Below are 22,326 nucleotides of genomic sequence, written 5' to 3' on the forward strand. Positions count from 1 at the left end.
AAAAAAAAAAACCCACAATATCCCCCCCCTAAACCCACACCCAAAAACCCCCCCCCCCCCCCCCCCCCCCCCCCCCCTCTCTTTACAAAAAAACACCCGGCGCGGGGGGGGGCCCCGCCCCCCCCTTTCCTGACTGACCGCATCCCCACACGGCCCGTCCCCCGTTATCCCGGATCCAGAGTTTTCTGGTATCCCTGATCCAGAGCTTTTCTGGACAGAATCAGCAATAAAATCAACTGCAAATTATATCACCACAACCGTCGTGCCAACATTGACGCGTTCATAAAGGTCGACAACATCTTCGTTGCGCATGCGAATGCAGCCCGACGAGACCGCGCCGCCGATCGTCCATGGCTGGTTGGTGCCGTGGATGCGGTAGAGCGTCGAGCCGAGATAAAGCGCGCGTGCGCCGAGCGGGTTCTCGGCGCCGCCGGCGACATAGGTCGGCAAATAGCGCCCCTTGGCGGCCTCGCGCGTGATCATCTCCGCCGGCGGCCGCCATTCGGGCCAGACCTTCTTCTGCGAGATCTTGTGCTTGCCGGCCCACTCGAAGCCTGGCTTGCCGGTGCCGACGCCATAGCGGCGCGCCTTGCCGTTGTTCTCCACCAGATAGAGAAAATTCTCCGTCGTATCGATGACGATCGTGCCCGGCTTGTGCGGGCCGTCATAGGCGACTTCCTGCGGCAAGTAGATCGGGTTGATCTGCGGGCGCGCGACCATGCGCTTCTTGGACGGCGCCTGCATCGCGGCCGTGTGCAGCTGAGCCGGTTGCGCCTGCCGTTGATAACGGCGCTGCGGTCTTTGCATCTCTTGCCTGCCCTGCCGGACGATGCCCGGCGCGCGGCCAAGCTGCAGCACCCAGGGCGCCGAAAGGTCAGGGCTCACCATCACCGGCGGCCTGTCGGCATACCGGTCGCGGGCACTGGAGGATGTGGCGGCGGCCGCCAGTACGGCTGCGGCGCCGAGCAGCGGGAACAAAAATGTTTTCATCGGAACGCACCTTGATCGTCGAACATGCCGGGGCGCAAAGGCGTCCCCGATCGCCCGGACATTGGCGCGAAGCGGCAACTGAAACATGAATCGGAATGCGTAAAATGCGGATGTGTCAGTAAAGCTTTCGGTGTGGTTACCGGCCGGTGCAGGAATCTGGTAAAGCCGGAGTAAAGCGGCGCAAAAGCGCATTAACGAAGTGGAATTCCGCCATGGATGAGAACACAGGCCTGCTCGCCGGCCCCGATGGTATCGCGCGCTGCTTCTGGCACGGCAATCTGCCGGACTATCTGCACTACCACGATCACGAATGGGGCCGGCCGGTCACCGACGACCGCAAGCTGTTCGAAAAGATCTGCCTCGAAGGCTTTCAGTCGGGCCTGTCCTGGCTGACCATATTGCGCAAGCGCGAGAATTTCCGCGAGGCGTTCGCCGGCTTCGATGTCGACAAGGTCGCCGCCTTCACCGACGAGGATGTCGAGCGCCTGCTCGGCAATGCCGGCATCATCCGCCACCGCGGCAAGATCGTCTCGACCATCAACAACGCCAAGCGTGCCCGCGAACTGGCCGAAGAGGCCGGCTCGCTGGCGGCCTGGTTCTGGAAGTTCGAACCCGGCCCGGACGAACGGCCCGAAATCGTCGATCTCGCCCATCTGCGCGCCAATCCGACCACGGCGGTTTCTGTGCGGATTTCGAAGGAGTTGAAGAAACGCGGCTGGAGCTTCGTCGGCCCGACCACCGTCTACGCCTTCATGCAGGCCATGGGGCTGGTCAACGATCATCTCGAAGGCTGCGTCTGCCGCGAGCAGGTCGAAGCGGAACGCAAGACGTTCAAGCGGCCGAAGTGAGCTTCCTCACCGCCGAAGCGGGCGACAAAACTCAAGCACCGCTGGCGCCGGCCAGAAAAAGCCCGACGACGATTGCCGCTATCGTGGCAAAAGCCGGATAGATCACCAGCAGGCTGGTCATCAGTGCATCGCGCATGGTCGGTCCTGTACGCTCGTCCGCGGCGATCTCGAATGGTCCCGCCGTTTGGCCGGCCAATCCGGGTGCATGGCCATCGGCCCGTCGCAGCCGGGGCAGGTCGGCGGCGCCGCTGTCGATAGTGTCGAATTCCCGTGCCGTGATCATGGCCCGAACCTCTTGTTTCGGCGCGCTTTATCGGCTGCGATTGTGTCGGCACAATGCCGCGCTTATGGCGGAATTGTTTCGTTTTGGCTCCGCTTTGTTTCAGCAAACGTGCAAACGCTTGCCGCTCCCGGCTGCATCGGTTAGGACACCCGCGCTGTGGAAATTCAGCAGTTTTGCCGATCCACGGAGCGCCACGAAACACCGGGTACCCATGCCATGGCCGACAAATCGGAAAAGATGAAAGCGCGGCTGCCGCGCGGACTTGTCGACCGCGGCGCCGACGATATCCGCGCCGTCGAGAAGATGATGACGACGATCCGCTCGGTCTATGAATTGTACGGCTTCGAGCCGGTCGACCAGCCGCTGATCGAATACACCGATGCGCTGGGCAAATTCCTGCCCGACCAGGACCGGCCGAACGAAGGCGTGTTCTCGTTCCAGGACGATGACGACCAGTGGCTGTCGCTACGCTACGACCTGACGGCGCCGATGGCGCGTTTCGTCGCCGAGAATTACGAGCGCCTGCCGAAACCTTATCGCAGTTATCGTTCCGGCTGGGTGTTCCGCAACGAGAAGCCAGGTCCCGGCCGCTTCCGCCAGTTCATGCAGTTCGACGCCGACACGGTCGGCACGCCGGGCGTGGCGGCCGATGCGGAGATGGCGATGATGATGGCCGACGTGATGGAAGCGCTCGGCATCAAGCGCGGCGATTACGTCATCCGCGTCAACAACCGCAAGGTGCTCGATGGTGTGCTGGAGGCGATCGGCCTCGGCGGTGATGAGAATGCCGGCCGCCGGCTGACGGTGCTGCGCGCGATCGACAAGCTGGATAAGTTTGGACCGGAAGGCGTCAAGCTTTTGCTGGGCAAGGGTCGTTGGGACGGCGGTAAGGAAGGCGAGGGGGATTTCACCAAGGGTGCTGGACTGGACGAGGTTCAAGCAGAGTTCGTTGTCGCCGTCGTTCTTCATAACCAACACGTTGGGGCTGGGCTCAAAAACGATGTAGGGAAATGGAACAGGGCACTTGAGGCCAACCCCACGGCGGAAGCGGGGTTTGCTGAACTCAAAGAGATTGAAGCGCTTGTCCTAGCTGCCGGCTATGGTCCGGACCGCATTCGCATCGACCCCTCGATCGTCCGCGGCCTCGAATATTACACCGGCCCGGTCTACGAGGCCGAGCTTCTTGCAGAAATCCCCAACGAGGATGGCCAGATCGTGCGCTTCGGCTCGGTCGGCGGCGGCGGGCGCTATGACGGTCTCGTTTCGCGCTTTCGTGGCGAGCCGGTGCCGGCGACGGGCTTTTCCATCGGCGTCTCCAGGCTGATGACCGCGCTGAAGAACCTCGGCAAGCTCGACACTTCTGATGTCGTCGCTCCGGTCGTCGTGCTCACCATGGACAAGGACACGGAAAGCCTCGGCCGCTACCAGAAGATGGTCAGCGAACTGCGCGCCGTCGGCATCCGCTCCGAAATGTATCTCGGCGGCGCCGGCATGAAGGCGCAGCTCAAATATGCCGACCGTCGCGGCAGCCCCGTCGCCATCATCCAGGGCGGCGACGAGCGGGCGAAAGGCGAAGTGCAGATCAAGGATCTGATCGAGGGCGCCCGCATGTCGGCCGAGATCGCCGACAACGCCGAATGGCGAGCGGCACGCCCGGCGCAGGTGACGGTCGCGGAAAGCGAGCTGGTGGCTGAGGTGAGGAAGATACTCGCGGCGCAGGCGGCCGATCGCGCGAAAGGTGGCGCTTGAACACCCCCCTCTGGCCTGCCGGCCATCTCCCCCTCAAGGGGGGAGATCGGCAATGTCTGCGACGGCGCTTGTCTTGCAGCGCTGGCGATTCGCGAAAGCGGCAATGCAAGCCAATCTCCCCCCTTGAGGGGGAGATGGCCGGCAGGCCAGAGGGGGGTGCCTCGCGCCCAACTGATCAATGACCTCCCGCTACCCCGCCATCGCCGCGGACATCGCGACGCTCTTCGCCGCGCGCAACACCCATGCGGTGGAAGTCGCGGTGCTGCAGCCGGCCGATCCATTTCTCGACATGGCGGGAGAGGATCTGCGCCGTCGCATTTTCCTCACCGAAAGCGAGACCGGCCAGACGCTTTGCCTGCGGCCGGAGTTCACCATTCCCGTCTGCCTCGACCATATCAGCTCGCAGGCCGGCACGCCGCGCCGTTATTCCTATCTCGGCGAGGTGTTTCGTCAGCGCCGCGAGGGCGGCAATGAGTTTTTCCAGGCCGGTATCGAGGATCTCGGCGACCGCGACACTGCCGCCGCCGACGCCCGTTCACTGGCCGATGCGCATGCGCTGCTTTCCCTGGTGCTGCCGGCACGGCCGCTGACGATCACGCTCGGCGACCAGACCCTCTTCGAGGCGGTGCTCGCCGCCCTCGGCCTGCCGCGTGGCTGGCGCATGCGGCTGGCCCGCGCCTTCGGTTCGGCGGCGATGCTGGAGGCAGCGCTTGCCGACCTCGCCAACCCGCCGCGGAATGGTCAGCTCGCCGGTGCGGTCGCCGCCCTTGTGCTCGATGGCGATCTGGAAGGGCTTTCGACGCACATCGCCGGCGGCATGGAGCAGGCGGGCCTGTCGGCGTCGGCCGGGCGCTCGCCATCCGACATTGCGCGGCGCTTGATCGAGAAGGCCGAGTTGCGCAGCGTGCGGCTGTCCAACGAGGCGTTTTCGGCGCTGAAGACTTTTTTGGCGATCGACGTGCCGCTCGACGGCGCAGCAAAAGCGCTCGAAATCTTCGCGACCGGCGCCGGGCTTTCGCTGGGCGCGGCGCTGGACAATTTTTCCGCACGGGCAAAGTCGATCGAAGCTCTTGGCCTGCCAGTCGAAAAAATTCGCTACGATGCCGCCTTTGGCCGTCCGCTCGATTACTACACCGGTCTGGTCTTCGAGATCGCGGCGGAAGACGGCGAGCGGCCTTTGGCCGGCGGCGGTCGCTATGACCGGCTGCTGACGCTGCTCGGCGCCAAAACGCCGATTCCCGGCGTCGGCTTTTCGGTCTGGCTAGACCGCATCGAAGCGCTGCGGGAGCAGGCGCCATGATCACGCTGGCGATACCGTCGAAGGGCCGGCTGAAGGAGCAGGCGCTGGAGGTGTTGGCCAAGGCCGGGCTTGCCGTCAGCCTGCCCGGCGACGAGCGCAAATATCGCGCCCGCATCGAAGGCGTGGAAGCCGTCGAGGTGGCGTTCCTGTCGGCGTCCGAAATTGCAGGCGAGATCGGCCAGGGTTCGGTCGATCTCGGCATCACCGGCGAGGATCTGTTGCGCGAAAGCCTCGCCGACTGGGAGGCTCGCGCGGAGATTGTCGCCCGCCTCGGCTTCGGCAACGCCGATGTCGTGGTGGCGGTGCCCGACATCTGGCTCGACGTCGATACGATGGCCGATCTCGACGACGTCGCCGCCGATTTCCGCCAGCGCCACGGCAGGCGGCTCAGGATCGCCACCAAATACTGGCGGCTGACGCAGCAGTTTTTTTCGCAAAAGCACGGCATCCAGGTCTACCGCATCGTCGAAAGCCTGGGCGCCACCGAGGGTGCGCCGGCGGCAGGACTGGCCGATGTCGTCGTCGACATCACCACGTCAGGCTCGACGCTGCGCGCCAATCATCTGAAGGTGCTGGCCGACGGCGTCATCTTGCGCTCGCAGGCCTGCCTGGTTGCATCGAGGAAGACGCGTGCGGCTGCGGATGAAGCAGTGTTACGCGACATCGCCACGAAGATGAGCGCTCTCCCTCCCCCTTGAGGGGAGGGTGCCTCGCGGAGCGAGGCGGGTGGGGTCGTCTCACGTCGAGCACTGCCGCAACGACCCCACCCGTCCATCCGCCTTCGGCGGCTGTCCACCCTCCCCTCAAGGGGGAGGGATCGAGCGGCCTTCCGCCTCCGGTAACCATCGACGGGATTTCCACCACCCCGGCAGGCTGATAGACTCAGGCTGTCTGCGGAGGAGACGGCGATGCCGATCAATCTCGACGAGTTGAAGAATGCCACCAATCTGCGCGGCAAGCGCAATGGCGGGACCTTCATTGCGCCGGTCGACGGCCGGGCGCATGTGTCGGGCGAGCGCACCGTTCCGCTGCTGCAGCAGACCATCCCGGCGCTGCTTTCGGACACCGTCAGCAAATACGGCACGCTCGACGCCGCCGTTTTCGTCGAACAGGACAAGCGCTTCACCTGGAGCGAACTTTCAGACACCGTGGACGCCCTGGCCGCAGGCTTCCTGGCGCTCGGCCTGGAAAAGGGCGACAGGGTGGGCATCTGGTCACCCAACCGTTGGGAATGGCTGGTGACGCAATTCGCCACCGCGCGGATCGGCCTGATCCTGGTCAACATCAATCCGGCCTACCGGCTGGTCGAGCTGGACTATGCGCTGAACAAGGTTGGTTGCAAGGCGCTGGTGACGGCTGCCAAATTCAAGACTTCCGATTATCTCGGTATGATCGAGACGCTGGCGCCGGAGATCGCGACGGCGACACCGGGCAAGCTCGACGCAAAAAAATTGCCGGCGCTGAAGATCGTCATCCGCATGGGCGAGGAGAATTCGCCCGGGATGTTCAATTTCGCCGACGTGCTGGCAATGGCCGGGCGCGACGAGCATGACAGCCTCGACCGCATCTCCGAGGGGCTGAAGCCTGGCGACGCCATCAACATCCAGTTCACTTCAGGCACGACAGGCGCGCCAAAGGGCGCGACGCTGACCCACAACAACATCGTCAACAACGGCAATTTCGTCACCTCGGCGATCAGGCTGACCGTCGATGACCGGCTGTGCATCCCGGTGCCGCTCTATCACTGCTTCGGCATGTCGATGGGTACAATCGGCTGCGTCACCAAGGGCGCGACCATGGTTTTCCCCGGCGAGGGCGTCGACGCCGGCGCCACGCTGAAGGCGGTGGCGGGCGAGCGCTGCACCGGCCTCTACGGCGTGCCGACGATGTTCGTCGGCATGCTCGATCATCCGGATTTCCAGTCCTTCGATCTCACAAGCCTGCGTACCGGCATCATGGCCGGCTCGCCGTGTCCGATCGAGGTGATGAAGAAGGTGGTGTCGCTGATGCACATGGCGGAGGTGACCATCGCCTACGGCATGACCGAGACCAGCCCGGTCTCGTTCCAGAGCAGCGTCGACGACCCGCTGGAAAAGCGCGTGTCGACGGTCGGCCGCATCCACCCCCATGTCGAGGTCAAGGCGATCGATGCCGACGGCGCCACCGTTGCGGTCGGCGCGGCGGGCGAGCTGTGCACACGTGGCTATTCGGTGATGAAGGGCTATTGGGGCGACGAGGAAAAGACCCGCGAGGCAATCGACGCCGACGGCTGGATGCACACCGGCGATCTCGCCACCATCGACGTCGAGGGCTATTGCAACATTGTCGGACGGGTCAAGGACATGGTCATCCGCGGCGGCGAAAACGTCTATCCGCGCGAGGTCGAGGAATTCCTCTACCGCCATCCCAAGGTCAGGGAAGTGCAGGTGTTCGGCATTCCCGACCCGAAATATGGCGAGGAGCTTTGCGCCTGGATCGTGCTCAAGCCCGGCCAGATCGCCACCGCTGAGGAGATCAAGGCCTTCTGCGCCGGCCAGATCGCGCATTACAAGATCCCGCGCCACATCCGCTTCCGCACCGAATTGCCGATGACGGTGACCGGCAAGCCGCAGAAGTTTCTCATGCGCAAGGCGATGGTCGAGGAACTGGGATTGGTGGCGGCGAAGACGGCTTGAGCGGGCAACGGCTCCCATTCGTATTACGCGTTTCAAGAACAGAGGCGTCATCTCAATGTCGGGCGACAATGACCCGGTCGAACGGGGGTCCCCGCTGAGACGGGTCCCGAGCCAGCGCCAGTGACGGACCGCGATAAGATGGTACTGCTACCCGGGAAGTGTAGGTGTGTACTCCCGCTTCGCCTTGCGCGCCGCGCGCCACTCCTCGAATCGCTGCAGAATGACGAAGAAGGATGGCACGAAGAGCACGGCCAGGCAGGTCGAGGCGATCATGCCGGAAAAGACCGTGATGCCGATCGACTTGCGTGCGCTGGCACCGGCGCCCGTCGCCACCACTAGTGGCGCGACACCGAGGATGAAGGCGAAGGACGTCATCAGGATCGGGCGGAAACGCGCACGTGCTGCCTCGACCGCCGCTTCGACGATCGGTCTGCCGGCGGCGCGCAGTTCGCGCGCGACCTCGACGATCAGGATCGCGTTCTTGGCGGATAGCGCAATCAGCAGGATCAGGCCGATCTGGACGTAGAGATTGTTGTCGATGCCGAGGCCGTTGAGGACCAGGACCGGACCCACCAGCGACAGTGGTGCGGCAAGCAAGATCGAGATCGGGGCCAGCCAGCTCTCATATTGGCCTGCCAGCACCAGATAGACCAAGAGTAGCGCCAGACCGAACACCAGATAGATCTGGCTGCCGACGAGCTTCTCCTGGTAGGAGAGCGCCGTCCAGTCGTAGCCCGTGCCGGGCGGCAGTGTGTCGGCCGCGACCCCTTCCATCATTTTGATCGCTTCGCCGGACGAGAAGCCTTGCGCCTGCACGCCGATGATCGATGCCGAGGGATAGAGGTTGTAGAGGCTGATTAGCGAGGGGCCGACGCTCGGTGTGATCGTCAGCAACGTGCCGAGCGGAATCATGTCGCCGTTCTGGTTGCGGACACTCAGGCGGGCGATATTCTCGGGCGTCAGGCGGAATTGCGCATCGCCCTGCACATAGATCTGGAACACCCGCCCGAACTTGTTGAACTGACTGACATAAGTTGAGCCTAGATAGCCGGCGAGCGTCTGGAAGACTTGGTCCGTGGTCAGCCCCAGGGTTTGCACCTTCTCGCGGTCGATCTCGACCGTGTATTGCGGGACGTTGGCCCGGAACGGCGCCGATACGCGCTGGATGCCCGACTGCGTCTGAGCAGCCCTGGTCACCGCCGCGACCGCGCCCTGCAGCTTGGCAAGGTCGAAGCTGCCGTCACGCAGCTCGACCTGCATGGTGAAGCCGGCGGCGTTGCCGATGCCCTGGATCGGTGGTGGCGGCAGCACCAGCACAGTTCCGTCAGCCATGTCGGACATATTTTTGTTGAGCGTGGCATAGAGCGAGGCAAGATCCTCGCCCTTGCCGCGCAGGCTCCAGTCCTTGAGGATGATGTAGGCGACGCCGGCGTTGGCGAGCGTCGAATTGTTGTCGAGCGCCGAGATGCCGGCGATGGTCACCACCTGATCGACGCCTGGGGTGGCCTTGGCGATCTTTGAAACCTGTTGCAGCGTCTCCTGCGTACGGCCAAGTGCGGCGCCGTCGGGCAGCTGAACCGCGGCGAGCATGTAGCCCTGGTCCTCGATCGGAATGAAGCCGGTGGCCACGCGCGATATGCCGTAGCCTGCCGCGCCGATGATCAGCAGCGCAATGATGCCCATCACCGTGCTGTGACGCACCATGGAGCCGATCAGGCCGGCATAGCGGTTCTCCAGGCGCTGGTAGATCGCATTGAAGCCGCGAAAGAAGAAATTGCGCTGCTCCGGCGGCACCGGCCGCCTCAGCCATGTCGCGCACTGCGTCGGCTTGAGCGTTGCCGCGTTGATGGCGCTGATAATGGCGGTTGCCGCAATCACCAGTGCGAATTGCGCGTACATTTGCCCCGTAAGGCCGGGCAGGAACGCAGCCGGCAGGAACACCGCCATCAGCACCAGCGTGATGCCGATGATCGGCCCGAACAGCGCGTTCATGGCGGCAATCGCCGCATCGTGACCCGACATGCCGCGCTCCATATTGTGAGCGGCTCCCTCGACCACCACGATGGCGTCGTCGACGACGATGCCGATGGCGAGTACGATGGCGAACAGGGTCGACAGATTGACCGAGAAGCCGAGTGCGGCCATCGCCGCGAATGCGCCGATGATGGTCACCGGAACGGTCGTTGCCGGCACCAGCATGGCCCGCCAGTCCTGCAGGAAAAGCAGGATGACGATCAGCACCAGGACGGCGGCCTCGATCAGCGTCTTGTAGACCTCGTGGATCGCCTGGCTGACGAAAATCGTGGTGTTGAAGGGGATCGAATATGCCAGGCCTTTCGGAAACTCGCCCGACAGTTCCTTCATCCTGGCCTCGACCTTGCCGGCCACATCGAGCGCGTTGGCGCCCGGCGACAGGAAGACGGCCATGCCCGCCGCCGGCTGGCCGTCGAGATTGAAGAACTGCCCATAAGTCTGGGCGCCGAGCTCGACCCGGCCGACGTCGCGCACGCGCGTCATGTCGCCATTGGCGCCGGTCTTGACGATCACCGCGCCGAACTGGTCGGGGTCGTCAAGGCGGCTGGACACTTCGACCGTGTACTGGAAGGACTGGCCGTCCGGCGCCGGCGGCGCGCCCATCTGGCCCGCGGTGACCTGCTCGCTCTGCTGCCCCAGCGCCTGGACGACGTCCTGCGTGGAAAGGCCGCGCGCCTGCATCTTCTCGGGATCGAGCCAGACGCGCATGGAATACTGGCCGGCGCCGAACACATTGACATTGCCGACCCCCGGTATCCGGGAGAGCTCATCCTTCAGCTGGATGGTCGCGTAATTGGCGAGATAAAGGCTGTCATATTGGCTGTCAGGCGAGGTCAGCGTGACGATTTCGAGGATCGAGGTCGACTTCTTCTGAACGGTGACGCCCTGCACCTGCACCGCTTGCGGCAGCCCTGCGAGCGCGGAGGACACACGGTTCTGCACAAGCACCTGCGCCTGGTCGAGATCGGTGCCGATCGCGAAGGTGACGGTGAGATTGTAGGTGCCGTCCGATGCAGCATAGGACTGCATGTAGATCATGCCCTCGACGCCGTTGACTTGCTGCTCGATCGGCAGCGCCACCGTGTCGATCACCGCGCGGGCGCTGGCGCCCGGATAGCGCGTCGTTACCGAAACGGTGGGTGGCACCACATCGGGATACTGCGCCACCGGCAGGGCAAAGAGCGAGATGATGCCGATGAGGACCATGAGGATGGCGATGGCGTTGGCCAGGACCGGCCGCTCGATGAAGAATTTGGAGATCATTGCGCCGCGCCGTCCGTGGCGGCCGCCTCCTGTTTCTTCTCCTGCGGTTCGATCTTCTGGCCAGGCACGGCCGTCAACAGGCCGGAGACAAGGACACGGTCATCCGGCGCGACACCTTTGGTGATGACACGCAACGCTCCGACCAGTTGACCGATCTCAACCGGCCGCTGCTCGACGACATCATCCTTTCCGGCGACCAGCACGTAGCGCCCCTTCTGGTCGCTGCCGATCGCCCGGTCGGGAATGAGCAGCATGTCCGGCTCTTCGCCCAGCGGCACGCGCACGCGCACGAAATAGCCCGGCAGCAGCGCCCGGTCTTCATTGGGCAGCACGGCGCGGACCGCCAGCGTGCCGGTGGCGGCCGTAACTTCTGGCGCGGCATAGTCCAGCATTCCCGCATGGGGATAACCCGTCTCGCTTTGCAGGCCGACCTCGACCGGTATTTTCTTGAGGTCCTGCGCGGTCATTCCACGCTTGGCCATGGCGGCGCGAATGCGCAGCACATCCTGCTCCGAGATATTGAAATTGACGTAGATGGGAGCGAGCTGAACGATGGTCGCCAGCGTGGTGGCTCCGCCGGCGCCGACAAGCTGCCCCATCGATACCTGGCGGGAGGTGACAGTGCCCGCGAACGGCGCCTTGACCTCGGTATAGCTCAGATTGAGTTGAGCCTGCTTGACGTCGACCGCGCTCTGCTTCTGCTTGGCGATGTCGACCTGTGCCGCGGCCGCGGACTGGTCAGCGGTCGATTGCGAGATGATTTTCTGGGACAGCAGCTCTTGCTGCCGCTTTAGGTCAGCACCGGACTGTTTGGCGGCGGCATCAGATGAACCCTGCCCGGCCTCGGCTTGCTCGAGCGCCAGCTGGTAGGAATCGGGCTCGATCAGGAACAGCCGGGCGCCGGCCTTGACCTCGTCGCCATCCTTATAGTCGATTTCCTGGATGAAGCCCGAGACGCGCGCAACCAGAGGTGTCGTGTTTACCGCCGCGGCGCTGCCAGTGACCTCGAGATAGGGGGTCACGCTCTGCTTCAATGGAAGTGCCACGTCGACCTTGGGCGGAGGTGGCGCCACGTAAGCGTTTTGTTCGTTGCATGCGGACAACAGTATTGTGACGGCGACCAAGCCTGCCGCCGGCGCGATTCTACCTGATACGAAAAGCATTTTCCCCCTCTGGATACTTCCCGGTGTATATCGCATTATATGAAAGTGAGCTAATTTACATGTTTGAGGGGAGTTTGTCATGCGGATTGCGTTAAGCGTGCTTTTCCTGGCAACCCAGATGGCGGCGACAGCAGCGCTGGCGCAGACTGCGTCCGAGCGCGAGGCCTGCGAGGCGGACTACAAGAAATTCTGCAGCGGCGTGGAGCAGGGCGGTGGCCGCATCATCAAATGCCTGGCCGATCACATGAGCGAGCTGACGCCCGAATGCCAAAAGGTCGTCAAGGCGAACACGCCCGGATAGCACCACTGAGCGCTGGCGGCTGGCGGTGACGAAGCGTTGATGCCATTGATGACCATGGCGAAAATCGACGTCGCCGTGATCGAGGCGGCGCGGCGCGGCTGACGGTCCATCGCGACCAATTGCTGCCAGAGCGTGTCAGTTCGCTACCAGTGCGCCCGTCCGCCCGTGCCTTCGATTTCCACGGTCAGCTGGTTCAGAGCAGGCTCGTAGCGCGATCAAAGCGACCTTCGCACACTCCTGCGAAGCGCACGTCCGATGCCAATGATACAGTACACCTCGCCTCAGGCCGCCAGCACCGCCGCATCCAGCCCGCGAATAATCTTGGCCAGTTCCACACATTCATCGTGCCGAACCTTGTTGCGCCGCCAGGCGAGACAGATCGTGCGCTGCGGCATCGGTTCCTGGAAGGGCACGATCTTCAAATCGCGCATGGCACTGGCTGGTCCTGTCGCCATTTCCGGAATGAGCGTGACGCCGAGCCCGTGCGCCACCATCTGCAGCAGCGTCGTCAGGCTGGTCGCGCCGTAGCTCGCCATTGCCACCGGGCGCACGCTGCCGCAGACGGCAAGCGCTTGTTCGCGCAGGCAATGGCCTTCCTCCAACAGCATCAGCCTTTCCAGCGCCGGGCTTTCCGGTGGAACCGGCGGCGAGGCGAAGGCGGGATCGCCCGCCGGCACGGCAAGGAAGAACCGGTCGGAGAAAAGCGCCTCGGTGATCAGGCCCGGCTGATCGAGGGGAAGGGCCGCGATGAAGGCGTCGAGCTTCCCCAGGCTGGTGTCCTCGATCAGCGACGCCGTCACCGCTTCGCGCAATTCGAGCTGCAAGGCCGGGAAATGGCGTCTCAGCTCCGGCAGCACATGCGGCAGGAGATAGGGTGCCACCGTCGGAATGATGCCGAGCCGGAAGCGCCCTTCCATAGCGGGGCGGCCGCGCCGGGCAGTGGTTTCGATCTCGCGGATGTCGGCAAGAACGCGTTCGATGCGCGGCAGCATGGCCAGTGCCTCGTCGGTCATCCGAACCGATTTGCCGCGCTCGAACAGGCGGCAATTCAGGCGCAGCTCCATCTCGGCGATCTGCGAGGACAGCGCCGGCTGGCTGACGCCGGCCAGCTTGGCGGCGCGGCCGAAATGCAGCGTCTGCGCCAACGCTTCGAAATAATGCATCTGCCGTACGGTGAGGCCTATCATAAGGAAAACCTATCGCAACAAACAGGAAAGGCAATTTGTTTTTATCGGCACGGCAGCCTAGTCTGGAACCATTCCAGAATGGCGTGGCTCAAGGCCCGCCCGGAAAATCGATAAATCCCGGAATCGACAAATCGGAGAGAACGATGGACGCAAAGACCGATGACAATAGCGCGGGAAAATGCCCGGTCGTGCACACGACGGCTGCCAGGGCCAACCGTGACTGGTGGCCGAACCAGCTGAACGTCCAGGTTCTTCACCAGCAATCGACACTGTCCGATCCGATGGGCGAGGCGTTCGACTACGCCAAGGAATTCAGGAGTCTCGACCTGAACGCCGTGATCAAGGACCTGCACGCCCTGATGACGGACTCGCAAGAGTGGTGGCCGGCCGACTTTGGCCATTACGGGCCGCTGTTCATCCGCATGGCCTGGCACAGCGCCGGCACCTACCGCATCGGCGACGGACGTGGCGGTGCCGGAGCCGGTCAGCAGCGCTTCGCGCCGCTGAACAGCTGGCCGGACAACGTCAACCTCGACAGGGCCCGCCGGCTGCTGTGGCCGATCAAGCAGAAATACGGCCGCAAGATCTCCTGGGCCGACCTGATGATTCTGACCGGCAACGTCGCCCTGGAATCGATGGGCTTCAAGACCTTCGGTTTTGCCGGCGGACGCGCCGACGTATGGGAGCCAGAACAGGACATCTACTGGGGTCCCGAAGGCAAATGGCTGGCCGACGAGCGTTACAGCGGCGACCGCGATCTCCAGAACCCTCTCGCCGCGGTGCAGATGGGTCTGATCTACGTCAACCCGGAAGGGCCGAACGGCAATCCGGATCCGCTCGCCGCAGCGCGCGACATTCGTGACACCTTCGCGCGCATGGCGATGAACGACGAGGAGACTGTCGCGCTCATCGCCGGCGGACACACCTTCGGCAAGACCCACGGCGCCGGCGATGCAACGCTGGTGGGTCCGGAGCCTGAAGCCGCCGGCATCGAAGAGCAGGGCCTGGGCTGGGCGAGCAAGTTCGGCACCGGCAAGGGCGGGGATGCGATCGGCAGCGGCCTGGAAGTGACCTGGACCACGACGCCGACGAAATGGGGCAACAACTTCTTCGACAATTTGTTCGGCTACGAGTGGGAGCTGACCAAGAGCCCGGCCGGCGCGCATCAGTGGACGCCGAAGGGCGGCGCGGGCGCAGGCACGGTGCCGGACGCGCATGACTCGGCCAAGCGTCACGCGCCGTCGATGCTGACCACCGATCTCGCTTTGCGGTTCGATCCTTCCTATGAAAAGATCTCGCGGCGCTTCCATGAGAATCCGGACCAATTCGCCGATGCCTTCGCCCGCGCCTGGTACAAACTGACCCATCGCGATATGGGCCCGGTCGTGCGTTATCTCGGTCCGCTCGTTCCCAAGGAAGAGCTGCCTTGGCAGGATCCCATCCCGGCGGTCGATCATGTGCTGGTCGATGAGCTGGACGTGGCCGCCCTGAAGGCGAAGATCCTCGCCTCCGGCCTTTCGGTGCCGCAGCTGGTGTCGACGGCCTGGGCGTCCGCCTCGACCTTCCGTGGCTCCGACAAGCGCGGCGGCGCCAACGGGGCGCGCATTCGCCTCGCGCCGCAGAAGGACTGGGACGTCAACCAGCCGGTTCAACTGGCCAAGGTCCTGGAGAAGCTCGAAGCGATCCAGAAGGAGTTCAATGCTTCGCAGTCCGGCGACAAGAAAGTCTCGCTTGCCGACCTGATCGTCATTGGCGGCGCCGCCGCGATCGAGAAAGCCGCCAAGCATGCCGGCAACGACGTGAAGGTTCCGTTCACGCCGGGGCGCATGGATGCTTCGCAGGAGCAGACAGACGTGGAATCCTTCGCCCCGCTCGAACCGACCGCCGACGGCTTCCGCAACTATCTTAGCGGCAGGCAGCGTTTGTCTCCCGAGGAAGCGCTGGTGGACCGGGCGCAATTGCTGACGCTGACGGCGCCTGAAATGACGGTCCTTGTTGGCGGCCTGCGCGTGCTCGGTGCAAACGCCGACCAGTCCGGGCACGGCGTCTTCACCAATCGGCCTGAGACGCTGACCAACGACTTCTTCGTCAACCTGCTTGACATGGGCACGGTGTGGAAGGCGACATCGGAGGCCAAGGACGTGTTCGAAGGACGCGACCGGGCAACAGGGGCGCTCAAGTGGAGCGGCACCCGCGTAGACCTGATCTTCGGTTCGCATTCCCAACTGCGCGCCCTGGCGGAAGTCTATGCAACCGCGGACGCCAAGGAGAAGTTTGCCAACGATTTCGTGGCGGCATGGAACAAGGTGATGAACGCCGATCGGTTTGAACTCGCCTGATCGGCGAAGATCCGGAGCGGACAGCATCGCCGCTTGCGGTGAGTCTCGACAAAAAAGGCGCGGGTCTTGGCCCGCGCCTTTTTGCATTGAAGTCTTCGAAAATCAGTCCTTCTCGAAGATCCGGGTCTTGGCGACCACGCCGGCGATGGCGCCGCCGATCAGCGGTGCGACGATGAACAGCCAGAGCTGGCCGATCGCAGCGCTTCCCGAAAACAGCGCCGGGCCGATCGAGCGGGCCGGGTTGAGCGACGTGCCGGTCACCGGGATGATGGCGAAGTGCAGTCCCGCCAGCGTCAGGCCGATGACGAGCCCGGCAAAAGCTGTCGTGTGGCTGCCGCTGGTGACGCCGAGGATCACCGTGACGAAGGTGAAGGTTCCGATCAGCTCCCACAGGAACGCCGAGCTGACGCCCCATTTCGTCGCATCCCAGCCGTTGGCGCCGAAACCGCCGGTGTGTCCGCCGACCTGTCCGGAGACGATGATCCACAGCGCCAGCGACGCAATGATGGCGCCGATGATCTGCGCGATCCAATACGGAATGACGTCCTTGGCCTGCATCCGGCCGGCAAGGAACACGCCGAGTGTCACCGCCGGGTTGAGATGCGCGCCCGAGATCGGGCCGATCGCATAGGCCGCCGCAATCAGGCCGATGCCGAATGCAAGACCGATGCCTTCCTGGCCGAGCGGCAGCGCGCCACCGAAGCCGCCCGTCACCACCGAAGCCGTGCCGATGAACACCAGTAAAAATGTCCCTAGAACTTCCGCCAGATAAGTCTTCATTGCCCTCTCCTCGTAATTTCCCGCCGATCCGCTTGCAGTTCTTGGCGAATCACGCAGCGAAAGAGTATCGCAACTTCAAAACTTTGGAAGCACAAGCATTACGCCCGACTACAGCGCCGCGCGTCCATTGGGACGCGCAAAGGACGCTGTAGCACTTTTGATTTTGCGCATGATCCTTACCGAAAATCGATTCCGATTTTCGGTAAGGATCATGCGCTAGATCTGTGGGTGCTAACATATCTGCGCTCGATCTGGCGTCCGAGGCTCTCCCGGCTTGTGTGCGCCAGTCCAGCGCTTTAGAGCAGGGCGGAAGTAATTTGCTGAATAACGGAATGACAAGATGCGACTGGGCGGACGGCTGGCGGCGGCCATCGAAGTGCTGGATGATATCGGCCGGCGTCACCGGCCGGTCGCCGATGCGCTGAAGGACTGGGGCCTGTCGCACCGCTTCGCCGGCGGCGGCGACCGCGCTGCGATCGGCAACATCGTCTATGACGCGCTGCGCCGGAAGCGCTCCGCCGGCTGGCTTTTGGACGAGGACACGCCACGCGCCATCGGCTTCGGCGCGCTGCTGCTTGAATGGAACCAGACCGCGCAGTCGCTGAACGAGGCGCTCGATGGCGACAAATTCGCGCCGCCGCTGCTCAACGCCGACGAATTGAAGGCGATCGCCGCCCGCCAGCTGGACGATGCGCCGCCGGTGGTGCGCGCCGACATTCCCGATTGGTGCGAACCGCTCTTCGAGCAGGCCTTCGGCGCCGCCTGGGTTGAAGAGGGTGCCGCGCTGGCGACCCGCCCGCCTCTGGATATCAGGGTCAACACGCTGCAGGCCGATCGCAGCAAAGTGCTCGCCGAGCTGGCCGAGACCGGCGCCAAGGCTGCACGGATCGCGCCGCACGGCATCCGCATCCCGCCGATCGCAGGTGACGGTAGGCACCCGAACGTGCAGGCGGAGCCGGCCTTCCAGAAAGGCTGGTTCGAAGTTCAGGATGAAGGTTCGCAGATCGCCGCCACGCTGGCTGGCGCGGAGGCCGGGATGCAGGTTCTCGACTTTTGCGCCGGCGCCGGCGGCAAGACCGTGGCATTGTCGGCGGCGATGGACAATCGCGGCCAGGTGTTTGCGCATGACGCCGAAAAGGCGCGGCTGGCGCCGATCTTCGACCGCATCCGCCGCTCGGAAAACCGCAATGTGCAAATCGTCACCAAGCCGGCGGAGCTCGGCGCCCTTTCGGGCCACATGGATATCGTCCTGGTTGATGCGCCGTGCACCGGCAGCGGCACCTGGCGGCGCCGGCCCGATGCCAAATGGCGGCTGACGCAGAAGCAGCTCGATGCACGCAAGGGCGAGCAATTGGCCATCCTCGACGCGGCCAAAGCCTTCGTCAAACCGGGCGGGCTGCTGGTCTACATCACCTGCTCGGTGTTCGACGAGGAGAATGGCGAGCAGGTCGCGGCCTTTCGGGATCGGAACAGCGGCTTTGTCCCGGTCGACCATCGTCAGCTCTGGGACAGCCGCTTTCCGGGCCACGAGGCGGCCGCGCGTATCGGCGCTGCAGGCGGCATTTCGCTGTCGCCGGCGCTGAGCGGTACCGATGGGTTTTATGTCTGCGCGCTGCGTAAGGGCGGCTGAACTTGGCCAGCGAGCCTGATTGCTGCAGTGCAGCAATAGCGATTGCCTGCCGCTTATGCCTCTGCAATAAGCTTTTCTGACAGGAGCGTGAAAAGCCATGGCCGCAAAGATCGTACCCGCCTCCGATTATGAGGATCGCGTCAGGACATCCTTCGCGCGCCAGAACGCCATGACGACCATAGGCGCCGAGCTGACGTTGGTGACGCCCGGCATCATCGAGATCGAAATGCCCTATTCGGCGGCGCTGACCCAGCAGCACGGCTTTCTCCATGCCGGCGTCATTTCGACGGCGCTGGACTCGGCCTGCGGCTACGCGGCTTTCTCGCTGATGCCGGAGAATTCCGGCGTGCTGACCATCGAGTTCAAGGTCAATCTGCTGGCGCCGGGCCGGGGCGAGCGTTTCCTGTTCCGCGGCTCGGTGACGAAGCCCGGCCGCACCATCATCGTCGCCGACGGCCAGGCCTATGCCTTCGCCGTCGACGGCGAGGCCAAGCTGATCGCCACCATGACCGGAACGATGATGACGGTGGTCGGTCGCGATGGCATTGAAGGTTGATCCGATGCCCAAGGCGGTCAGAATTGCGGGTAGGAACGTCCTCTTTGTGATGGCGGCGCAGGCCGAATACGGTCCGCATCTGCAGCGGCTTTTCACGCCTGTCATGACAGGCGTCGGGCCGGTCGAGGCGGGCGTCAGGCTGGGTGCCGAACTGTCATGGTTGAAGTCTGAAAAGGCGCTGCCGGACCTCGTCGTGTCGCTCGGTTCGGCGGGCAGCCGGACACTGGAACAGACGGAAATCTACCAGGCCGTTTCGGTCGCCTACCGCGACATCGATGCCTCGCCATTGGGGTTCGAGAAGGGCGCGACGCCGTTTCTCGACCTGCCGGTGATCGTGCCGCTGCCGTTCAGGATTCCCGGCATAAGAGAGGCGACGCTGTCGACCGGTGCGGCGATCATTTCCGGCAGCGCCTACGACGCGATTGCTGAGGACATGGTCGACATGGAGACCTTCGCCTGCCTGCGTGCCTGCCAACTGTTCAGGGTGCCGCTCGTCGGCCTGCGCGGCATTTCCGACGGGGCCGCCGATCTCAGGCATGTCGGCGACTGGAAAGAGTATCTCCATGTCATCGACGAGAAGCTGGCGGATGCGGTCATGCGGCTTGAACAGGCGATCGGGTCCGGCGCGCTGCAGTTTGGACCACCACATGAAGACGCGGAATCAGATTGAGAGAGACGCCTCGCAACCCATTGCGCCGACTCGTTTCTTTCTCTAAACGCTCGCCATGAAGATAGCCAATCACCCCGACACCGTCCTGATTGTCGATTTCGGCAGCCAGTTCACGCAGCTCATCGCCAGGCGCGTCCGCGAGGCCGGCGTGTTTTCCGAGATCGTGCCGTTCCAGTCGGCCGAAGCGGCGTTCAAGCGCATCAAGCCGAAGGCGGTGATCCTGTCCGGAGGCCCGGCCTCGACCAGCGACATCGGCAGCCCGCGCGCGCCGCAGATCGTCTTCGATGCCGGGGTGCCGGTGCTCGGCATCTGCTATGGCCAGATGGCCATGTGCGTGCAGATGGGCGGCGTCGCCGAAAGCTCCGACCATCGCGAATTCGGCCGTGCCTTCGTCGAGATCCAGAAGGACAGTCCGCTGTTCGAGGGCCTGTGGGCGCCCGGCCAGCGGCACCAAGTGTGGATGAGCCATGGCGATCGTGTCATCTCCTTGCCGGAAGGCTTCGAGGTGTTCGGAAAGTCGGAAGGCTCGCCCTTCGCCATCTTCGGCAATGTCGAACGCAAGATGTACGGCATCATGTTCCACCCCGAAGTGGTGCACACCCCGGACGGCGCCCGGCTGCTCAGGAATTTCGTCCACAACATCGCCGGCATCGAAGGCGACTGGACGATGCGCGCCTATCGCGAGCATGCAGTCGAGACAATCCGTAAGCAGGTCGGCAAGGGCAAGGTCATCTGCGCGCTTTCGGGCGGCGTCGATTCCTCGGTCGCTGCACTCCTGATCCACGAGGCAGTCGGCGACCAGCTCACCTGCATCCTTGTCGACCACGGGCTGATGCGCAAGGACGAGGCGGCAGGCGTGGTCGAGATGTTTCGCCAGCACTATAATTTGCCGCTCATCCTGGTCGACGCTTCGGACCGTTTTATCGGCGCGCTCGAGGGCGAGTCGGACCCGGAAAAGAAGCGCAAGACCATCGGCCGGCTGTTCATCGAGGTGTTCGAGGAAGAGGCCGAGAAGCTCGGCGGCGCCGATTTCCTGGCGCAAGGCACGCTCTATCCCGACGTCATCGAAAGCGTCTCTTTCACCGGCGGCCCGTCGGTGACGATCAAGTCGCACCACAATGTCGGCGGCCTGCCCGAGCGCATGAACATGCAGCTGGTCGAGCCGCTGCGCGAACTGTTCAAGGACGAGGTGAGGGCGCTCGGCAAGGAACTCGGCCTGCCCGACAGCTTCATCGGCCGGCACCCGTTTCCCGGCCCTGGTCTTGCCATCCGCTGCCCGGGCGGCATTTCTCGCGAGAAGCTGGAGATCCTGCGCGAGGCCGACGCCATCTATCTCGACGAGATCCGCAAGGCGGGCCTCTACGACGCCATCTGGCAGGCCTTTGCCGTGCTGCTGCCGGTGCAGACTGTCGGCGTGATGGGTGATGGCCGCACTTATGAATTCGTCTGCGCGCTGCGCGCCGTCACCTCGGTCGACGGCATGACCGCGGATTTCTACCACTATGACATGGCGTTCCTGGGCGCCGCCGCCACCCGTATCATCAATGAGGTGCGTGGCATCAACCGCGTTGTCTATGACGTGACGAGCAAGCCGCCGGGCACCATAGAGTGGGAATGATTTTTGCCTATCCAGCAGTATCCGAAACTACGCTACGGTTCGCCATGACCGGCTGATAAATCAGGATCTACGAGGAGCTCCGCCTCGATCTGTCGGGAGCCTGCACATGGCCCGCGCCCGAACTGGACGGAGACGGCGATACCCTGTTCGGGTTGGCCGATCTCGGGTACGGCTGTCCCGATCTCGGCATATTCTCCTGCGAGCCACATTGTGGATGTGCCTTGCCCATATCGACAGGTCGCCAGAACGACCTCTACAATTGCCCATCCAGCCATTCCCGCAAATCGCGGTCTTGCTCGCTTTCGGTAACAGGCGGCGAGGGCCGGATCCAGACATGCCAGATGGCGGCAAGCACACCGGCAGCCCATGCGCCGGCGAATACATTCGCAATGAGGTCGATTGAAACCTCCCAAGCCGGCCGCAACATTAGCATGGGATCAATTAGAGAAGTGACATCAATTAGGCGTACGGCAGGTACACTTTTGGCTGCAAGGCGCCGGTTCAAAACGAGCGGTCTACCGTCCTAACCAGCCCTTCTTTGTGATGACGCAGCCGGCCGAAACCCCGACGCTGCCGGCGATCGCTTTGATCACAGCGTCCTCAAGGGTAGGGTGGCGACTTGGGCTAAGCATCTGCAGTGCTTCGATGCCGAGTCCAGCCACGATCACCACGCTAAGCGCCAGCATCCAGTTGCGGTCGTAGGCGAGACCGAACAACAGACCGACGACAAGGAATGCGGCGACCCGTTCTGGCTCTGGGCCAAGGCCTGAATGGGGGCGCATTCCAATCGGCACAATCGTCGCGGCCATGATAGCGATGAGCAAAACCCATGCGGTTATTTTGAAGGCGGCACGAAGCATTCTCCATCATTAGCAATGATTGGAACGCAATGCTACTCCACTTACTAAGGGGTCGAGTGATCAGTCTGTTCTAAAACCTC

19 protein-coding genes and 1 pseudogene are annotated in these 22,326 nt (G+C 63.6%); 13 read left to right on the top strand and 7 right to left on the bottom strand.

What is annotated here, in order from left to right:
• Window positions 1–243 precede the first annotated feature (243 nt).
• A complete protein-coding gene (locus NKH73_RS29705; protein ID WP_352938438.1) occupies window positions 244–990 on the bottom strand; it encodes a L,D-transpeptidase in 747 nt (248 codons plus the stop codon).
• Between the two features lie 212 nt (window positions 991–1,202).
• On the opposite strand from NKH73_RS29705, the gene NKH73_RS29710 reads away from it, so the two are divergent.
• Window positions 1,203–1,838 carry a DNA-3-methyladenine glycosylase I gene (locus tag NKH73_RS29710; protein ID WP_352938440.1) on the top strand — a complete coding sequence of 212 codons (636 nt, stop codon included), beginning with the start codon at window positions 1,203–1,205 and terminating at the stop codon, window positions 1,836–1,838.
• A gap of 31 nt (window positions 1,839–1,869) precedes the next feature.
• On the opposite strand, the gene NKH73_RS29715 is transcribed toward NKH73_RS29710, so the two are convergent.
• Window positions 1,870–2,121, bottom strand: coding sequence for a hypothetical protein (locus tag NKH73_RS29715; RefSeq protein WP_352938442.1), 252 nt, complete (start codon window positions 2,119–2,121; stop codon window positions 1,870–1,872).
• A gap of 216 nt (window positions 2,122–2,337) precedes the next feature.
• Here NKH73_RS29715 and hisS point away from each other — a divergent pair, with 216 nt between their 5' ends.
• From hisS to NKH73_RS29735, 4 genes are all read left to right on the top strand, one after another.
• Window positions 2,338–3,870 (top strand): histidine--tRNA ligase, encoded by a 1,533-nt coding sequence (hisS, locus tag NKH73_RS29720; RefSeq protein WP_352938445.1) that lies wholly within the window; start codon window positions 2,338–2,340, stop codon window positions 3,868–3,870.
• 178 nt (window positions 3,871–4,048) lie between these two features.
• A complete protein-coding gene (locus NKH73_RS29725) occupies window positions 4,049–5,170 on the top strand; it encodes an ATP phosphoribosyltransferase regulatory subunit (protein ID WP_352938447.1) in 1,122 nt (373 codons plus the stop codon).
• Window positions 5,167–5,868: an ATP phosphoribosyltransferase gene (gene hisG / locus NKH73_RS29730; protein ID WP_352938449.1), complete on the top strand. Its 702-nt coding sequence runs from the start codon at window positions 5,167–5,169 to the stop codon at window positions 5,866–5,868. The genes NKH73_RS29725 and hisG overlap by 4 nt, the downstream gene beginning before the upstream one ends.
• Before the next feature lie 210 nt (window positions 5,869–6,078).
• Window positions 6,079–7,845 carry an AMP-binding protein gene (locus NKH73_RS29735; protein WP_352938452.1) on the top strand — a complete coding sequence of 589 codons (1,767 nt, stop codon included), beginning with the start codon at window positions 6,079–6,081 and terminating at the stop codon, window positions 7,843–7,845.
• A 147-nt stretch (window positions 7,846–7,992) separates the two neighbouring features.
• Here the strand turns inward: NKH73_RS29735 and NKH73_RS29740 are convergent, their stop codons facing one another.
• Together NKH73_RS29740 and NKH73_RS29745 are read right to left on the bottom strand one after the other, a co-directional pair.
• Complete coding sequence (locus tag NKH73_RS29740; RefSeq protein ID WP_352938454.1) at window positions 7,993–11,142, bottom strand: efflux RND transporter permease subunit; 3,150 nt, start codon at window positions 11,140–11,142, stop codon at window positions 7,993–7,995.
• Window positions 11,139–12,305 carry an efflux RND transporter periplasmic adaptor subunit gene (locus NKH73_RS29745; RefSeq protein WP_502893924.1) on the bottom strand — a complete coding sequence of 389 codons (1,167 nt, stop codon included), beginning with the start codon at window positions 12,303–12,305 and terminating at the stop codon, window positions 11,139–11,141. Before NKH73_RS29745 ends, NKH73_RS29740 begins: the two co-directional genes overlap by 4 nt.
• Window positions 12,306–12,384: 79 nt before the next feature.
• On the opposite strand from NKH73_RS29745, the gene NKH73_RS29750 reads away from it, so the two are divergent.
• Together NKH73_RS29750 and NKH73_RS32640 are read left to right on the top strand one after the other, a co-directional pair.
• Complete coding sequence (locus tag NKH73_RS29750; RefSeq protein ID WP_352938459.1) at window positions 12,385–12,606, top strand: cysteine rich repeat-containing protein; 222 nt, start codon at window positions 12,385–12,387, stop codon at window positions 12,604–12,606.
• Window positions 12,607–12,615: 9 nt separating this feature from the next.
• Window positions 12,616–12,708 (top strand): annotated as a pseudogene (locus NKH73_RS32640) (VOC family protein); the annotation flags it as partial.
• Between the two features lie 179 nt (window positions 12,709–12,887).
• Here the strand turns inward: NKH73_RS32640 and NKH73_RS29755 are convergent.
• The gene (locus NKH73_RS29755; RefSeq protein WP_352938462.1) at window positions 12,888–13,793 is read right to left on the bottom strand and encodes a hydrogen peroxide-inducible genes activator; all 906 of its coding nucleotides are present in this window, start codon (window positions 13,791–13,793) and stop codon (window positions 12,888–12,890) included.
• 143 nt (window positions 13,794–13,936) lie between these two features.
• Here NKH73_RS29755 and katG point away from each other — a divergent pair, with 143 nt between their 5' ends.
• Window positions 13,937–16,132 (top strand): catalase/peroxidase HPI, encoded by a 2,196-nt coding sequence (gene katG, locus NKH73_RS29760; RefSeq protein ID WP_352938465.1) that lies wholly within the window; start codon window positions 13,937–13,939, stop codon window positions 16,130–16,132.
• Window positions 16,133–16,234: 102 nt separating this feature from the next.
• On the opposite strand, the gene NKH73_RS29765 is transcribed toward katG, so the two are convergent.
• Window positions 16,235–16,912, bottom strand: a complete 678-nt coding sequence (locus NKH73_RS29765) for an MIP/aquaporin family protein (RefSeq protein ID WP_128285315.1) — start codon at window positions 16,910–16,912, stop codon at window positions 16,235–16,237.
• 340 nt (window positions 16,913–17,252) lie between these two features.
• On the opposite strand from NKH73_RS29765, the gene NKH73_RS29770 reads away from it, so the two are divergent.
• The 5 genes from NKH73_RS29770 to NKH73_RS32645 all read left to right on the top strand — a co-directional run bounded on the left by NKH73_RS29770 (window position 17,253) and on the right by NKH73_RS32645 (window position 21,913).
• Entirely contained in the window at window positions 17,253–18,542 is a 1,290-nt protein-coding gene (locus NKH73_RS29770) for an RsmB/NOP family class I SAM-dependent RNA methyltransferase (RefSeq protein WP_352938469.1), read from the top strand.
• A gap of 97 nt (window positions 18,543–18,639) precedes the next feature.
• On the top strand, window positions 18,640–19,098 hold the full coding sequence (locus NKH73_RS29775; protein WP_352938473.1) for a PaaI family thioesterase: 459 nt from the start codon (window positions 18,640–18,642) through the stop codon (window positions 19,096–19,098).
• A 4-nt stretch (window positions 19,099–19,102) separates the two neighbouring features.
• On the top strand, window positions 19,103–19,768 hold the full coding sequence (locus tag NKH73_RS29780; RefSeq protein ID WP_352938564.1) for a 5'-methylthioadenosine/S-adenosylhomocysteine nucleosidase: 666 nt from the start codon (window positions 19,103–19,105) through the stop codon (window positions 19,766–19,768).
• A gap of 55 nt (window positions 19,769–19,823) precedes the next feature.
• Window positions 19,824–21,386, top strand: coding sequence for a glutamine-hydrolyzing GMP synthase (gene guaA / locus NKH73_RS29785; protein ID WP_352938476.1), 1,563 nt, complete (start codon window positions 19,824–19,826; stop codon window positions 21,384–21,386).
• Between the two features lie 143 nt (window positions 21,387–21,529).
• Entirely contained in the window at window positions 21,530–21,913 is a 384-nt protein-coding gene (locus NKH73_RS32645; RefSeq protein WP_502893926.1) for a hypothetical protein, read from the top strand.
• Here the strand turns inward: NKH73_RS32645 and NKH73_RS29795 are convergent.
• A complete protein-coding gene (locus NKH73_RS29795; protein ID WP_352938479.1) occupies window positions 21,902–22,246 on the bottom strand; it encodes a hypothetical protein in 345 nt (114 codons plus the stop codon). The genes NKH73_RS32645 and NKH73_RS29795 overlap by 12 nt on opposite strands.
• Window positions 22,247–22,326: the final 80 nt, after the last annotated feature.

This window comes from Mesorhizobium sp. M0938 (assembly GCF_040319125.1).
Classification (GTDB): domain Bacteria; phylum Pseudomonadota; class Alphaproteobacteria; order Rhizobiales; family Rhizobiaceae; genus Mesorhizobium; species Mesorhizobium robiniae.

Excerpts from the sequence above, each read along its gene's own strand:
- NKH73_RS29705 (WP_352938438.1), bottom strand. The coding sequence starts at position 990 with ATGAAAACATTTTTGTTCCCGCTGCTCGGCGCCGCAGCCGTACTGGCG.
- NKH73_RS29710 (WP_352938440.1), top strand. The coding sequence starts at position 1,203 with ATGGATGAGAACACAGGCCTGCTCGCCGGCCCCGATGGTATCGCGCGC.
- NKH73_RS29715 (WP_352938442.1), bottom strand. The coding sequence starts at position 2,121 with ATGATCACGGCACGGGAATTCGACACTATCGACAGCGGCGCCGCCGAC.
- hisS (WP_352938445.1), top strand. The coding sequence starts at position 2,338 with ATGGCCGACAAATCGGAAAAGATGAAAGCGCGGCTGCCGCGCGGACTT.
- NKH73_RS29725 (WP_352938447.1), top strand. The coding sequence starts at position 4,049 with ATGACCTCCCGCTACCCCGCCATCGCCGCGGACATCGCGACGCTCTTC.
- hisG (WP_352938449.1), top strand. The coding sequence starts at position 5,167 with ATGATCACGCTGGCGATACCGTCGAAGGGCCGGCTGAAGGAGCAGGCG.
- NKH73_RS29735 (WP_352938452.1), top strand. The coding sequence starts at position 6,079 with ATGCCGATCAATCTCGACGAGTTGAAGAATGCCACCAATCTGCGCGGC.
- NKH73_RS29740 (WP_352938454.1), bottom strand. The coding sequence starts at position 11,142 with ATGATCTCCAAATTCTTCATCGAGCGGCCGGTCCTGGCCAACGCCATC.
- NKH73_RS29745 (WP_502893924.1), bottom strand. The coding sequence starts at position 12,305 with ATGCTTTTCGTATCAGGTAGAATCGCGCCGGCGGCAGGCTTGGTCGCC.
- NKH73_RS29750 (WP_352938459.1), top strand. The coding sequence starts at position 12,385 with ATGCGGATTGCGTTAAGCGTGCTTTTCCTGGCAACCCAGATGGCGGCG.
- NKH73_RS29755 (WP_352938462.1), bottom strand. The coding sequence starts at position 13,793 with ATGATAGGCCTCACCGTACGGCAGATGCATTATTTCGAAGCGTTGGCG.
- katG (WP_352938465.1), top strand. The coding sequence starts at position 13,937 with ATGGACGCAAAGACCGATGACAATAGCGCGGGAAAATGCCCGGTCGTG.
- NKH73_RS29765 (WP_128285315.1), bottom strand. The coding sequence starts at position 16,912 with ATGAAGACTTATCTGGCGGAAGTTCTAGGGACATTTTTACTGGTGTTC.
- NKH73_RS29770 (WP_352938469.1), top strand. The coding sequence starts at position 17,253 with ATGCGACTGGGCGGACGGCTGGCGGCGGCCATCGAAGTGCTGGATGAT.
- NKH73_RS29775 (WP_352938473.1), top strand. The coding sequence starts at position 18,640 with ATGGCCGCAAAGATCGTACCCGCCTCCGATTATGAGGATCGCGTCAGG.
- NKH73_RS29780 (WP_352938564.1), top strand. The coding sequence starts at position 19,103 with ATGCCCAAGGCGGTCAGAATTGCGGGTAGGAACGTCCTCTTTGTGATG.
- guaA (WP_352938476.1), top strand. The coding sequence starts at position 19,824 with ATGAAGATAGCCAATCACCCCGACACCGTCCTGATTGTCGATTTCGGC.
- NKH73_RS29795 (WP_352938479.1), bottom strand. The coding sequence starts at position 22,246 with ATGCTTCGTGCCGCCTTCAAAATAACCGCATGGGTTTTGCTCATCGCT.